At 68.9% G+C, this 12,131-nt stretch carries 12 protein-coding genes; 8 read left to right on the top strand and 4 right to left on the bottom strand.

Annotation, left to right across the window (positions count from 1 at the left end; all coding sequences use genetic code 11):
- Positions 1-622 precede the first annotated feature (622 nt).
- Positions 623-886 carry a WhiB family transcriptional regulator gene (locus tag MHN80_RS15615; RefSeq protein WP_180819320.1) on the top strand — a complete coding sequence of 88 codons (264 nt, stop codon included), beginning with the start codon at positions 623-625 and terminating at the stop codon, positions 884-886.
- A gap of 88 nt (positions 887-974) precedes the next feature.
- On the opposite strand, the gene MHN80_RS15610 is transcribed toward MHN80_RS15615, so the two are convergent.
- Positions 975-1,496: a metallopeptidase family protein gene (locus MHN80_RS15610; protein WP_004019240.1), complete on the bottom strand. Its 522-nt coding sequence runs from the start codon at positions 1,494-1,496 to the stop codon at positions 975-977.
- Positions 1,497-1,617: 121 nt separating this feature from the next.
- On the opposite strand from MHN80_RS15610, the gene MHN80_RS15605 reads away from it, so the two are divergent.
- The 3 genes from MHN80_RS15605 (at position 1,618) to manA (ending at position 4,684) form a co-directional block, all read left to right on the top strand.
- The gene (locus MHN80_RS15605; RefSeq protein ID WP_180819311.1) at positions 1,618-2,127 is read left to right on the top strand and encodes a DUF3499 domain-containing protein; all 510 of its coding nucleotides are present in this window, start codon (positions 1,618-1,620) and stop codon (positions 2,125-2,127) included.
- A gap of 116 nt (positions 2,128-2,243) precedes the next feature.
- A complete protein-coding gene (locus MHN80_RS15600; RefSeq protein WP_239402560.1) occupies positions 2,244-3,401 on the top strand; it encodes a hypothetical protein in 1,158 nt (385 codons plus the stop codon).
- On the top strand, positions 3,398-4,684 hold the full coding sequence (manA, locus tag MHN80_RS15595) for a mannose-6-phosphate isomerase, class I (RefSeq protein ID WP_239402559.1): 1,287 nt from the start codon (positions 3,398-3,400) through the stop codon (positions 4,682-4,684). Before MHN80_RS15600 ends, manA begins: the two co-directional genes overlap by 4 nt.
- A 31-nt stretch (positions 4,685-4,715) precedes the next feature.
- On the opposite strand, the gene eccE is transcribed toward manA, so the two are convergent.
- On the bottom strand, positions 4,716-6,431 hold the full coding sequence (gene eccE / locus MHN80_RS15590; RefSeq protein WP_239402558.1) for a type VII secretion protein EccE: 1,716 nt from the start codon (positions 6,429-6,431) through the stop codon (positions 4,716-4,718).
- Between the two features lie 224 nt (positions 6,432-6,655).
- Here eccE and eccB point away from each other — a divergent pair, with 224 nt between their 5' ends.
- The gene (gene eccB / locus MHN80_RS15585; RefSeq protein ID WP_239402557.1) at positions 6,656-8,152 is read left to right on the top strand and encodes a type VII secretion protein EccB; all 1,497 of its coding nucleotides are present in this window, start codon (positions 6,656-6,658) and stop codon (positions 8,150-8,152) included.
- Between the two features lie 23 nt (positions 8,153-8,175).
- On the opposite strand, the gene hpxO is transcribed toward eccB, so the two are convergent.
- Together hpxO and MHN80_RS15575 are read right to left on the bottom strand one after the other, a co-directional pair.
- Complete coding sequence (gene hpxO / locus MHN80_RS15580; protein WP_239402556.1) at positions 8,176-9,333, bottom strand: FAD-dependent urate hydroxylase HpxO; 1,158 nt, start codon at positions 9,331-9,333, stop codon at positions 8,176-8,178.
- 109 nt (positions 9,334-9,442) lie between these two features.
- Positions 9,443-10,069: a TetR/AcrR family transcriptional regulator gene (locus MHN80_RS15575; RefSeq protein WP_239402555.1), complete on the bottom strand. Its 627-nt coding sequence runs from the start codon at positions 10,067-10,069 to the stop codon at positions 9,443-9,445.
- 118 nt (positions 10,070-10,187) lie between these two features.
- On the opposite strand from MHN80_RS15575, the gene MHN80_RS15570 reads away from it, so the two are divergent.
- The 3 genes from MHN80_RS15570 (at position 10,188) to nrdI (ending at position 12,043) form a co-directional block, all read left to right on the top strand.
- Positions 10,188-10,745, top strand: a complete 558-nt coding sequence (locus MHN80_RS15570; RefSeq protein ID WP_239402554.1) for an NAD(P)H-dependent oxidoreductase — start codon at positions 10,188-10,190, stop codon at positions 10,743-10,745.
- A gap of 396 nt (positions 10,746-11,141) precedes the next feature.
- The gene (locus MHN80_RS15565) at positions 11,142-11,375 is read left to right on the top strand and encodes a redoxin NrdH (RefSeq protein ID WP_004019249.1); all 234 of its coding nucleotides are present in this window, start codon (positions 11,142-11,144) and stop codon (positions 11,373-11,375) included.
- A gap of 200 nt (positions 11,376-11,575) precedes the next feature.
- Entirely contained in the window at positions 11,576-12,043 is a 468-nt protein-coding gene (gene nrdI / locus MHN80_RS15560; RefSeq protein WP_239402553.1) for a class Ib ribonucleoside-diphosphate reductase assembly flavoprotein NrdI, read from the top strand.
- The last annotated feature ends 88 nt before the right edge of the window (positions 12,044-12,131 follow it).

Raw genomic sequence — 12,131 nt, 5'->3', positions numbered from 1 at the left:
TGTCGGCGCGGTCGGGGACGATTCCGACGGGTGCCGGGGTCGGTGTGACATTCACGTCGGGTTGAGGTCAATGTCGTGTCGAGTCACAGCGTTGTCGGATCCTGGTGGTAAACAGAGAATCTTTGACTTCAACTTGACCGCGACCGCCCCGGGCGTGTGTAATCACATCAGTGTCATTCCGAGTTTGAGATCGAGAACCTCTGGATCGAAAACCGCTGGACTTCAACGGATTCGATTGTATGTTCGAACTCGGGTGAGGGTCGGTTCCGGCACTTCGCGGGCCGTCGCTCGGGCGCTGTGTGTGTACGACTGATGTGGGAGTTTCCGCATCCGTAGTACAAGTGGTGTGGCAACAGTGGTGGGTGCGGCGCTACAGGCCGTGTTCGCAAAGGACGCAGAAACTACCAACATCCCGAGCTAGGAGGCGCCGACGATGGCTTTGGAAAACCCGATCGGCAATCCGCTTGAACCACAGAATCGCCCGCAATTCATCGCCGAATTCAATACTCTTGGCCCCGTTGATGATTCGATGATCGGTGGCACCGCCACCTCGTCGGTTGTCGGTGTCGGCACCGACTTGGGGACGCCCGTCGCCGACGACGCCGACCCGGGCCGTCGTCATCTGTCGTTGGTGCCCAACGACTTCGACGATCTCTTCGACGCCGTCGAGGACCAGTGGCAGGACCGCGCCCTGTGCGCGCAGACCGACCCCGAGGCGTTCTTCCCCGAGAAGGGTGGGTCGACGCGCGAGGCCAAGCGGATCTGCCAGGGCTGCGAGGTGAAATCCGAATGCCTCGAGTACGCACTGCACAACGACGAGCGCTTCGGGATCTGGGGCGGCTTGTCCGAGCGTGAGCGCCGTCGCCTCAAGCGCGGCATCATCTGAGTCGGCGGCCCCATCCGGGGATCGCCCGACGCATCGATCGACCTCACTGTCGGCCGGCCGAACGGCTACCGCAGTACTCGACCGCGGATCACTCTGGTCCGCGGTCGATCGTGTCTTCGTCGACGCCCAGGTGGGTCGCCACCTGTTGCACGAGGACCTCGTGGATCAGATCCAGCAACTCGGTGCCCTTCTTGGCCCGGGACTCCAGGGGCCGGCGGAACAGGATGATCTGCGCACGCGTCGGCGCACCGTTCACATCCATCCCGGCGGGAATCAGCCGAGCCAGTGGGACGGCGCCGTCGGCGGTCACCTCGTCGGGCCACTCGACGGTCTCCGGATCGCGCGGCAGCAGCCGCGGGATCTCGTCGACGGCGATGTCGAGGCCGGCGATCTGGTCATGCCACTGCGCGTCGATCTCCGCGAATGCCTCCAGCGCGACCGCGTCGAATTCGTCGGATCGGCTGTTGTGCGCGGGCACCCCCTGGGGGAGCAGCGGCGAGCGAAGTCCACGTCCGCGACGATCACGATGACGCCCCACCCGCCGCCGGCCGCGGCGGGACTCCGGCAGGCCGGAGGAGCCACGTGGAGTCGGCTTCGGGTCGATACGCATGGCGAGAGTGTAGGAGGTCGGGTGAGCCCCTGTCTCCTCCGGCCGCCCGTGTCATCGCCGGCGCCCGCGCCGTGAGCGTGTCGTCGAGGTGGTTGCGAGCGACGAGGGCTAATCTCGTCACGTGAAGCTTCCCCGACTGTGCTGCCGACCCGGCTGCGCCCGATCCGCGGTGGCTACCCTGACCTTCGTCTACGCCGAGTCGACCGCGGTGATCGGTCCGCTCGCGACGTCGCAGGAGCCGCACTCCTGGGACCTGTGCGAGGACCACGCCCGCCGGATCACCGTCCCGCGGGGTTGGGAGATGCTGCGCAGCGAGCGCGGTTTCTCCGCGCCGCCGGCCGAGGATCAGGAGCTGACCGCCCTCGCCGAGGCGGTTCGGGAAGCCGGGGCCGTCGCCGGGGGCGGACGCCCGCGGTATGTCGACCGCGGTCCCATCGACGCACTCGACGCCTTCGAGGACACCCACTTCGCCGACGCTCACCGCGAGGCCGTGGAGGATCGTCGATCGGGGCGCCACCGCGCCGGACCGGTCGATGCACCGTCGCAGCCGGCCGGGGCCCCGCGACACCAGACCCGCCCCCGTCCGGGGCGTCGCGGGCACCTTCGGGTACTGCCGGACCCGGTCGACTGACCGGTCACCACCGCGCGGGGGGCGTGGACTCCGTCGACGTCGAGGAGGGGCGTCGCCACCGCGACGATGTGCCGTTCCCATGCACACCGACTCCGCGAGCTGGCTACCCTGGTCACATGCGAACCGGTTCCCCCGACCTCGACGACGCCGAGGAGCTGATCTCGGCCGATGTCGACGGTTTGCTGAGAACGGTCGCGCTCGCCGGTGCGCAGGTACGCGCCGTCGCCGAAGCGGTCCGCGAAGGTGTGCTCGCGCCGCTCGCCGAGCTGCGCCCGCGCAGCGTGGTCGTGGTCCACGGGTCCAGCGGGGTGTCGCATCGGGCCACCGAGTTCGCGGTGGCGACCCTGGCGGCCCGGGTGGATGTCCCGGTGGTCAGCGGTCCGGTGTTGCCCGGGTGGATCGGGCCGCTGGATGTCGTGATCATCGCCGGCGACGACGCCGGGGACATGGCACTCGCCGACGCGGCCGCGCGCGCGTTACGCCGGCGGGCGGAGGTGGTGGTGCTCGCGCCGGTGGCCGGTCCGCTCCAGGATGCTCTGGGCGGCAACGGAATCGATCTCGCGCCACGCTTCGACATCGAACCGCGTTTCCGGTTCGTCGGATTCGCGGCGGCGCTGCTCGCGGTGTTCGGGGCGCTGACGCAGGTCCGGTTCACCGGCGCCGTGCCCGTGCTCGACGACCTCGCCGACGCGCTCGACGCCGAGGCCACCACCGGGCATCCGGCACGCGACGCCTTCCACAATCGCGCGAAGTCGTTGGCGCTTCGGGTCCAGGGGCGTCCCACGGTGTGGACCGCGGACAGCCCAGCCGGTGCGGCCATCGCCCGTCACGCGGTTGCCGGGCTCGTCGGCCTGTCCGGGATCGTCAGCGCCGCAGCCGAACTCGCGGATGTCTCGCGGATGGTGCAGCTGCTCGGCGCGCGTCCGGACAGCGGACCCGCCGCCGACTCCATCTTCTACGATCCCGACTTCGACGGACCGCCGCAGGCCCCCGCGCCACGAGTTCAGGTGGTGTCGACCGGCCGGCGGGAGTGGTACACGCGCCAGCGCGTCGCCGGCCTGGGCGAGGTCGATGTGCTCATCGGAGCCGATCGTGCAGAGCAGACTTCGGCCGCCGGGGGCTCGGACGGTCGGGAATGGGACGACCGGCGCCCGGCGCCGGGCGAGGATCCGGTGGCCGACGGCCCGGGGGATGTACTGGATTTCCTGATCGTGGCACTACGGGTCGAGATGGCGGCGGTGTACCTCCGCCTGGTTGGGAACGCGATGCAATGAGGATTATCGACGGTGTGGTGCGCCCCTACGCGTGGGGTTCACGGACGGCGATCGCGTCGATGCAGGGCAGACCCGTCCCGTCGGCGCATCCTGAGGCCGAGTTGTGGTTCGGTTCCCACCCGGCGGGCTCGGCTCGCTGTGTGGATGTCGCCGGGATCCAGCAGGATCTTGTCGATGTGATCGACGCCGATCCGGTCGGCACGCTCGGCGCGGCGAGCACGGCCGCCTTCGGCGATCGCCTGCCGTTCCTCCTCAAGGTGCTCGCCGCCGAGGAACCGCTGTCGCTCCAGGCACACCCGTCCGCCGAGCAGGCCCGCGCGGGATTCGAACGTGAGAACTCGCGCGGTGTCGGTCTCGAGGCCCGCGACCGCAACTACCGGGACCCGTGGCACAAACCCGAACTGATCGTCGCCACGACCCCGTTCGACGCCCTGGCCGGTTTCCGCCGGCCGGAGGACACCGTCCGGTTGCTTCGTGCACTGCAGGTGAGCGAACTCGACCCGTATCTCGGGATGCTGGCCGGCCAGCCGGATTCCGAGGGGCTGCGCGCGCTGTTCACGACGTGGTTGACGCTGCCCGAGTCCCTCCTCCGTCAACTCGTCCCGGCGGTGCTCGCCGGCGCGGTCACCGTTCTCAGCGCGGGCGAGTCCGATTTCGTTGCCGAACTGCGCACCGTCTGTGAACTCGGGGAGGCCTATCCGAACGACCCCGGTGTCCTCGCGTCGTTGCTGCTCAACAACATTCACCTCGAACCCGGGCAAGGGCTCTATCTATCCGCCGGCAACCTGCACGCCTACCTCCGGGGTACCGGTGTGGAGATCATGGCGAACTCCGACAACGTGCTGCGCGGTGGACTGACGCCGAAGCACATCGACGTGCCCGAGCTGTTGCGAGTCCTCGACTTCACCCCCGTCGACGTCGCCGACCTGACACCGCAGGTGCGGACGATCGGTGCCGAACGGATCTACCTCACCCCCGCGCCGGAGTTCCGGCTGTCGCGTGTCGAACTCGACGGCACCGGGCTCCATCACGCCTCGTCGATCTGCTTCGACATGCCCGGCCCACAGATCCTCGCCGTGCTCAGCGGCGCGGTGGAGGTCCGGCCCGCGGGCGGGGCCCCGCTCACCGTGACGGCCGGACGGGCCATGTGGATCACCGACGACGATCCGGACGTCATCGTCCGCGCGGCCTCGGCTCGCGCGGTCTTCTACCGCGCGCTGGTCCCGGCGGCGGTCACGGCGCATCCCGGACTGACCTCGACGGTGGCCACCGCGGCCGAATGATCCGGTCGCCGACCACGGTCGGTGCTGCGGGTCAGTGCCGGACGGGTGCCGGCGCCGCGGCTGCGGCGGGTTCCGGGTAGCCGCCGATCAGGGTCCATTCGTCAGGGGTCGCAACCATCGTGACCAGGGTGGGCCGGTCGCCGGTGTCGAGCGAGATGTCCTGCGGGGTCCGCGGATTCTGCCGCAGTGCGACCGTGGCGCCGTCCGTCGGTTCTCCCAGTCCCGGCGCGACGACGATCATCCGGGTGGTGTCGGGCGCAGGGGAGGGCGGAGTGACCCCGTCGACGATGACCAGGGCCGGGCCCGGGCGCGCGGGCGTGCGGTCACCGGCGAGTGACAGCGCGCTCGGGTCTCCCACGGCGGTGACCACCGGTGTCCACCGGTGCGGGCGGTCGGTGTGCACGCGTACGGCGGCGCCGACCGCGACGGCGCGCAGGGCGATCTGGGCGACGACGTGGATGCCCGCGGCCACCGACACCGTGGAGATACCGGGCCCGACGAGCCGGGTCGCGACCGCACGGCCGGCGTGATCGGCCCCGATCAGCTGTCCGCAACCACCGGCCGGGAGGCGTGCCGAGGCGAGGAACGCGTCCGCCTCCGCTCCGGCGAGTACCGGAACCGCCCGGTCGAGGCGGGTCGAGGTCGAGATGGGGAGACTGGCTGCGAGAGCATCGAATTGGCGACCATCGAGCGGGATCAACCCGGCCGGCCACTCGGTCAGTGCGCGCTGCGCGGCCGGGAATTCGTTGAATCGGACGATCCCCGACACCTCGACGGTCGTGCGTTCACCGCGCCGCCTGCGCTCGGCTGCTCGCGGACGCAACTTCACGGTGACCGTCGTCGAGACCGCGGAGTTGACCCAGACGTCGCGGAGCAGGGCGGTCAGCGCGGCCGGTTCGACGGCTGCGCTGCGCATCCGCAGACCCGCCACGCCGATCGAGTCGCGCTCCTCCGACAGCGAGTCGAGGGTCGCCCCCTCGGTCAGCTGTGTCGTGATCGCGGTGATCTGCGCGGCCGACAGAATCGTCGTCGACAGGCCCTGTTCGGCAAGCCTTTTCGCGACGCGCCGGGTGGTCACGGTCGCCGTGCGCAGGGCGCCGGTCGCGCCTCCGCCGCGGCGGGCGACGGCGTCGGCACAATCGAGCGGGTTCAGCCGCAGGACGACCAGAACCGACCGCTGGGCAGTCGCCGACAGCGGACCCAGAGTCCGGTCGTAGGTGGCCGGCGCGACGCCCGAACCCCAGACGCGCACAGCGTGGCTGATCACCTCGATGCTGCTCAGCTGGATGTCGTAGGGGCTGATGCACTCGGCGAGCACACCGAGGGGGACCACCTGGCCCGATTCATCGGCCATCTCGCTGTGCCCGGGGGTCAGATAGGTGACGGCGGGACCGCCCGGGTCCACCCGGACCACCGTCACGAGGGTGTCGCCGACCCATCGCGCACCGATGGTCGTCGGCGCCGTCGAACGACGGGCTGCGGCATGGGTGTTGGGCGCAGACAATGGGATGTCGAAGGGGGCCGGGGCCAGATCGGCGTGGTCGCGACGCATGCGCGCCCACGAGAACGACAGGTGCGCGACGATCCGGCCGAACACCGACGGCCGATCGCCCAGGTGCACCAGGCCTGCCGAGACGACCACGGCGACACCGAGCGCGGTCGCGCCCCAGACGCTGCCGGACACGGTCCACACGACGAGCCCGATCGCCAGGATCGCCTCGATCAGGACGAGTGTGGGCAGTGCCATCCCACGCGTGTTCCGCTCCACGGTTGCGACCCCCTCGATCACCGCTGCCGACCGCCGTGTGCCACCCACCGAGTGTGTGCACAAGCGGTGGAGCCCCACACGTCAGGGGCATGTTTGTCGGTTAGGCTACTACCGCGCGGCAGGGGGTATGCCGCAGGAGATCACAGCCCGCCCGCCGCCGGACCCGGTCCGGCGCTGTGGAACGGGTGCGGACAGGGGGAGTCGTGGCACGTCAGCTGACGACCAAAGCCCAGGTCAACGGTTATCGTTTCCTGATCAAGCGGCTGGAGCACGCGCTCGTTCGGCGCGACGTCCGGATGCTGCACGATCCCATGCGCTCCCAATTGCAGGCGCTCGTGGTCGGAACGGTGCTCGGTCTGCTCGTCCTCGGCGGGTGCGGGATCTGGGGCCTCATCCGACCGCAGGGTTCGGTCGGCGACGCCACGATCATCGTCAGCAAGAACAGCGGCAGCACCTACGTGCTGATCGAGGACACCCTGCATCCCGTGCTGAACCTCGCCTCCGCGCGGCTGGTGACCGGGAGTTCGGAGTCGCCGACGTCGGTCGGGGACAACAAGCTCAAGCCGTACCCGCGTGGGCCCCTGCTGGGCATCCCCGGCGCGCCGGCCGCCCTGCCGGGATCGTCGCACCCGGACTCCTCGACCTGGACGGTGTGCGATTCGTCCACGGTGTCGGAGGCGCCGACCGAGTCGGTGGAACTGACCGTCATCGCCGAGACACCGCGCCTCGGCGATTCGATCGGGGCGGCGCGCCCGGCCGACGCCGTACTCGTCGACGCCGGTGACGAGACCTTCCTCGTGTACCAGTTGTTCCGAGACGGTGTCTGGAGTCCGGTGCGCGCCTCGGTCGACACCGCGAGCGTGCCGGTGATGCGCGCCCTCGGGCTCGAGGGGGTCACGCCCCGGCAGATGTCCACCGGCCTGTTGAACACGTTCCCCGTGGTCGATCCACTTGCGGTGCCGGAGATCCCGGGTGCCGGGCAACCGGGCGCGGTCGACGGCGTGAGCATCGGCAGCGTCGTCAAATCGGTCGGCGTCGACGACACCACGACCTTTCACCTCGTGCTGCGCGACGGGGTCCAGGAGATCAGTGCCCCGACCGCCGAGCTCATGCGATTGGCCGACTCCGACGCCGCGCCGGTGGCCACTGTCGCACCGGGACAGCTCGCCGCGCTGAAAACCCGGAGCTCAGAACCCGTCTCGGACTTTCCCGAGATCGCACCGGAGCTGCTGAACGTGAGCGGCGATCCGACGCTGTGCCGCACCTGGACTCGCGGCACGGGCGAACCCCGCGCGCAGACCTCGTTGCTCGCAGGTCGCGAACTCCCACTCGGTTCGGATGCGGTGCCGGTCCGTCTGACCTCGTCCGACGGCGCCGGTCCGAACCTCGATGCGGTCTACGTGCCGCCGGGATCGGGTGAGTACCTGCAGGTGACCGGAAACGAAGCAGACAGCTCGCGCACCGAATCCCTGTTCTATGTCAACGATTCGGGCGTCCGGTTCGGCATCCCCGACTTCGAGACCGGCGGAATCCTCGGGCTCGGGGACTCCCCGTCCCGCGCCCCGTGGTCGGTCGTGACCCTGCTGGCACCCGGACCGAGCCTGACGCGCGAGAACGCGCTCGTGGCGCACGACGGTCTGGAGACCGCCCGGCTCGAGGCCGGCGCGGAGCGCACCGAGGCGCCGTCCGCCGGCGGATGATCGGCGACGGTGCCGCCGCAGATCTACGTGAGTGGACCGCCGACGATGTTGCCGGCGATGCCGCGGATGACGTTCGTGCCGTCCTCGGATCGAAGTTCCTCGTACCAGGCGGCGGTTGCCTCCGGGTCTTTGCCATGCGTGACGTCGCACCGCTTGCGCGCGCGGAGGACGAGGTCGGCGGCCCGCTCGGTACGTGACCTCTCGTAGGCCGCGAGTGCCGCGTGTGGGTCGTCGGCGTGGTCGCGGAAGGCGAACTGCAGTGCGATCGCGTCTTCCATCGCCGAGCAACCACCCTGGCCGATGTCCGGAGTCGTGTTGTGCGCGGCGTCGCCGAGCAGCGCGACGCGTCCTTTGACCCAGGTGTGGAACGGGTCGGTGTCGAGGATCTCCACCCGGTTGGTGGTCTCGGGATCCAGTGCCCGGATCAGCTTCTGGACACCGGGAGCCCATGCCGCGAACTCCTCGGCGAGCACGTCACGCGCCGTGCCGCGTTCGAACGGGGCTCCCTCCGGCATGGTGACGTCGAAGAAGAAGTAGAATCTGTTGTCCGCGACCGGCATCACCGACACCCGACGCGAATCACCCACGTAGGTGGTCCATTCGGTCGCCGGTCCGATCTCCTCGTCGATCGGGACCAGCCCGTTGAAGTTGACGTACCCCGCGTACCGGCGTTCGACTATCCGGCCGAGGACGTAGTCGCGAGCGAGCGATCTCGCACCGTCGGCGGCGATCACGATGTCGCCGTGAGCGGTGCTGCCGTCGGCGAATTTAACGGTGGCGTGTTCCGCGCCGTCGTGGACGGCGACCATCTTCTTGCCGAATCGGATCTCGTCGTGACCGAAGGCGTTCATCAGCATCAGCTGGAGGTCGGCGCGTGCGATCGGATACGGACGCTGCCCGACCTCATCGATGAGCGGTGCCATGCTGAAGCGGCACATCGTCTCTCCGGTGAAAGCGTCGACGTAGCTCATCGAGTCGACGATGCCGCCGAGCGCGGCCGTCTCGGCTTCCAGGCCCAGATGATTCAGGCACTTGACCCCGTTGGACCAGACCGAGATCGCCGCGCCCACCGGCCGGTTCTCGGTGACCTGCTCGTACACCTCGACCTCGTGCCCGAGTTGTCGCAACGCGATGGCCGCCGAGGTCCCGCCCATACCGGCGCCGATGATCACTGCTTTCACAGGAACCCAGGCTAGGGGTCCCGGCGCCGCGGCGCGCGACGAGCGTCCGGCACACCGGCCGCGTCGGTCGTCGGCGCGGCGACGTCGCGAGCCGCCGGAAGCAGTGCGGTCAGGACCGGTGGTGGCCGGTGACGAGCGCGGTCACCATCTCCTGCCATTGGTGCGTGATCGTCTCGAGGTTCAGCCCGACGTCCACCAGCAGGTAGCGCACCGAACTCGCCGACAGTGGCGCCTGGACGGTGAGCGCGAGGAAATCCAGCGCGCCGTCGAAACCCAGCTGCCGCAACAGGATCTGCACATGTTGGGTGGACGTGCGGGCCACCGGATGGCTCATGAAATCCTCTGCGCCCGCGCCGGCCTCCAGCAGGATGTCCAGGTGGTCGGAGGTGAGCTTGAGACGCGCGCGCCCGTAGGCGAGCAGTCGGTCGAGCGGGGGAGCACCGGGACCCAGCGGCTCCGGGCCCGACAGGTACGCCTGCTGGATCTCGGACTCGCTGTGGTCGAGAAGGGCGAGCATGAGTCCGGTCCGGCTGCCGAAGCGGCGGAACACCGTGCCCTTGCCCACACCCGCCTCGCGCGCCACGGCCTCCATCGTCACCGCGGCCGCGCCGTGATGATCGATCAGGTTCTTGGCGGCAGCCAGCAACAGACGCCGGTTACGTGCGGCGTCGGCACGTTCGGTCCCCGAGGGGTTGAGCGAGATGTGGAGCGGGGAGTGGTCGGGCCCATTCGGCACGTGATGAGCGTAACTCTTGACCAGATCCGGAATGAATCGGACCCTGGTCCGGTTAGAGCAAGTCGTAGACGAGGTCTCGCGGACCCCCACGGACCCCTGTGCCATCGAGAGGAATCACATGTCGGAACGAGTCGTCGAACTGGTCGCGCTGGTCGGAAGCCTGCGCGCAGCATCCCTGAACCGTCAGCTCGCCCACGTGGCCGCGGACAACGCGCCGTCGGGGGTCTCCATCACCGTCGTCGACGACCTCGGCTCGCTGCCGTTCTACAGCGAAGATGTCGACATCGAGGATCAGCTCGACGCCGGCGTGGCGAAGCTCCGCCAGGTGGTCGGGTCGGCCGATGGCGTGCTGATCGCCACTCCGGAGTACAACGGCACCATTCCCGCCGCGCTGAAGAACGCGATCGACTGGCTGTCGCGGCCCTACGGCACCGGAGCGCTCACCGGCAAGCCTGTCGCGGTCCTGAGCGCGGCCCTCGGGCAGTACGGCGGCGCGTGGACCCGTGAGGACACCCGCAAGTCCGTCGGCATCGCCGGCGGTCGTGCCATCGAGGAGGCCGACCTCGGCCTGCAGGTCGCCGCTCTTCCCGAGGGTGGTCTGACCGATCCGGCCATCGTCGATAAGGTCGTCGCCTCGGTCTCCCGACTCGTCGATGAGGTCGCTGTCAGCGCCTGATCACCCGACGACGTCCGACGCCGCGCCCGGCTCAGCCCGGCGCGGCGTCGTCGTGTCCGGGGGTCGACCGCGTGCTGATGTGGATGGGCGGTGGACATGTTGTGGACCGTCTCGGGACAACCTGTGAGCGACACGCCGAACACGCGGCGGACACGCCCGGATTTACGATCGTGCACCGCTCCGACCTGCACGTCTTCCATCAATGTTATTCACAACCCCTTGTGGTGGTCAGAAATGTCAGCCACTAGGTGTAGTGTTTGCGTTACCAGTCAGGCACAAGACGAGAAGCAGTTCGACTCCTCGACAAAGCCGCCGAGATGGTGATCCAGGTCACCATCTTCACGCTGGAAAACCGCACGTCACTGGCGATTCCTACGACCCGAGGAGTACCTCCGAATGTCAATCACCGTCTACACGAAGCCGGCCTGCGTCCAGTGCAATGCCACCTACAAGGCCCTCGACAAGCAGGGTCTGTCCTACGAGATCGTCGACATCAGCGAGGATGCCGAGGCGCGTGACTACGTGATGGCGCTCGGCTACCTGCAGGCGCCCGTCGTGGTCGCCGGCGACGCGCACTGGTCGGGCTTCCGTCCCGACCGCATCAAGGCGCTCGCCACTGCCGCTGCCTGATCCGACGGTCGTCACCATGACGGTGGCGACGTCCGCCGACCGGCGATGTGAACAGCGATCCGACGGGGAAGCCGGATCGCATCGCATCTCCGCAGTCATCGAGGAAATGGTCACGCCGGTCACGGCGTTGATACCGACAGCGCCCGCCGGGACATGACCCCGCGGGCGAGATCCACGAGAACGACCAGGTTGGAGGAGACATGGCGGCAGCCGCATCGCCGTTGATCGTGTACTTCTCCTCCGTATCGGAGAACACCCACCGGTTCGTCCAGAAGCTGGACATGCGCGCCGAGCGCATCCCGCTCCTCGATCGGACCGGTGTTTTCCGTGTCGACGAGCCGTACGTCCTGGTCTGTCCGACCTACGGCGGGGGCAAGGCGACGGGGCAACCCGGCGGCTACGTCCCCAAGCAGGTCATCCGCTTCCTCAACGACGAGCACAACCGATCGTCGATCACGGGGGTGATCGCGGCGGGCAACACCAATTTCGGTGAGGAGTTCTGCTACGCCGGCGACGTCATCGCACGAAAGTGTCGGGTGCCCTACCTGTACCGATTCGAACTGATGGGCACCACCGACGACGTCGACCGCGTGCGCGCGGGGCTCGCGGAGTTCGCCCAGAGTCCGGCGTTCGCGGCAGGTGTGTCGCTCAGCGCCTCGCCCGCCTGACCCGACGTTCGCGCGTCACCAGGCTTTGTCGTACCCCGTCGATACCGTGCCCATCATCGGCCTCAGCCACCACTATCCGCAGGAGTCA

It is taken from the genome of Gordonia sp. McavH-238-E (assembly GCF_022348225.1).
GTDB classification, from domain to species: Bacteria; Actinomycetota; Actinomycetes; order Mycobacteriales; family Mycobacteriaceae; genus Gordonia; species Gordonia terrae.
Note: the sequence above shows the minus strand (reverse complement) of the source record. Positions and strands in the feature narration are given on the sequence as shown.